Genomic DNA, 1,764 nt, shown 5'->3' on the forward strand with positions numbered 1-1,764 from the left:
CCCTGGCCTTCCACACGCGGATCGCCGGGCCCCTGTCCGTTCGTCAGCCGTTGGGCAGGTACTTCGTGGTGAACGCCTTGCCGTAGTCGAAGTCCTTCGGCACGGCGCCGAACGAGCCGAGCTGGTCCCGCAGGGTCTTCCAGCGCTCGTCGGTCATCGAGCCGGGCTCGGCGCCCAGGTACCCGCCCTCCTTGATCGTCGCGGCTCCGAAGTCGAAGGCCTCGGGGACGGTGTCGGGGTTGGCCTTCTGGACGGCCGCCTTGGCCTTGCCGGGATCGACGCTGAAGTTCTTCCAGCCCTGGACGGAGGCGGCGACCACCTTCTTCACCAGGTCGGGGTTCTCCTTGATCACCCGCTCGGTGGTGAAGAGCAGGTTGCCGTAGGGGTTGTACCCGCCGTCCTTGGCCACGCTGAGCATCGCGAAGTCCTTCACGCCCTCCTTCTGCGCCGTGTAGGGCTCGGAGGTGACGAAGCACTGCTGGACGAAGCCCGGCTGCCGCTTGTAGTCGGCCAGCGACCCGTTGAGGTTGATCTCCTTCACCCGGTTCAGGCCGAAGTTGTGCTTGAGGAAGTCCCAGTAGGGGCTCGGGACGCGGGCGACCGTGTGGCCGTTCAGGTCCTTGAAGGTCTTGATGCCCGCCGCCTTGTGGAACATCATGCACTGCAGGTTGGTGTCGAATCCCGCGGCGACGGCCACGATCGGCAGCCCGTTCTTGCGAGCGACCAGCACCTCGTCGGCGTTGGCCACGCCGAAGGCGGCCTGGCCGGCGGCGACCTGCGGGATGGTCTGGATGCCGGGCCCGCCCTGCTTGACGTTGAGGGTGACGCCGTCGCCCTTGGCGGGCTGCTCGGCCATCGCCTGCCAGTAGCCGCCCTGCTCCGCCTGGGCGAACCAGTTGGTCAGGATGACGGTGTTCTTCTCCGTCGAGCCGCCCGCGGCCTGCCCGGCGCAGCCGGCGGAGGCGGCGAACAGCGCCACCGCCGCGGCGGCCCTGAGGCCCGTGCTCCTGATGCTCGTCTTCTTCATGATCGATCGCCTTTCAGTTGTCGTTGCGCATGACGGACTCGTGCCAGGAGCGCAGCAGCCGGTTGCCGAGGACGGACACGGTGAGGAAGAAGGCGAACCCCAGCAGGGTCGCCGCCAGCACCTCGGCGAACAGCAGCGCGGTGGCCAGCCGGGACTGGGCGAAGATGACCTTGACGCCGAGGCCCCCCTCCTCGCCGCCGGAGCCGATGATGAACTCGCCGACGATCGCGCCGATCACCGACAGCCCCGCCGAGACGCGCAGCCCGGCGAAGATGTTGGGCAGCGCGCCCGGCAGCCGCAGCTTGAGGAACTGCACACGGCGGGTCGCCCGGTGCATGCGGAACAGGTCGAGGTGGTTGCGGTCGGATGACAGCAGCCCGAGCAGCGTGTTGCTGAGGATCGGGAACACCGAGATCATGAAGGAGATCACGATCACCGAGGTCTGGTTGTAGCCGAACCACAGCACGATCACCGGCGCCACCGCGACGATCGGGACGGTCTGCAGCAGCACCGCGTACGGGTAGAAGCTGCGCTCGAGCGGCTTGGCCAGGCTCATCACGACCGCGCCGAGCATCCCGACGACGATCGCGAGCAGGAACCCGGCGGCCGCCTCGACGAGGGTGATCCGCAGCCCGGACCACAGCGTCCCGGCGTTCTCGACGGCCGCGGTGTACACCGCGAGCGGGCGCGGCAGCAGGTAGTTGGACGAGCCGTACACGGTGGCCGAGAGCAGCCAC

The 1,764-nt window shown here is 68.4% G+C and carries 2 protein-coding genes; both read right to left on the reverse strand.

From position 1 onward, the window contains the following. Window positions 1-43: 43 nt before the first annotated feature. Window positions 44-1,027, reverse strand: coding sequence for an ABC transporter substrate-binding protein (locus tag AB0C69_RS42040; RefSeq protein WP_360362476.1), 984 nt, complete (start codon window positions 1,025-1,027; stop codon window positions 44-46). 13 nt (window positions 1,028-1,040) lie between these two features. Further along, window positions 1,041-1,764: ABC transporter permease (locus tag AB0C69_RS42045; protein WP_360362479.1), on the reverse strand; the 724-nt coding region annotated here is incomplete at its 5' end.

The sequence above is a fragment of the Actinomadura sp. NPDC048032 genome, from assembly GCF_040653175.1.
Taxonomy (GTDB): Bacteria; Actinomycetota; Actinomycetes; order Streptosporangiales; family Streptosporangiaceae; genus Spirillospora; species Spirillospora verrucosospora.

Excerpts from the sequence above, each read along its gene's own strand:
- AB0C69_RS42040 (WP_360362476.1), bottom strand. The coding sequence starts at position 1,027 with ATGAAGAAGACGAGCATCAGGAGCACGGGCCTCAGGGCCGCCGCGGCG.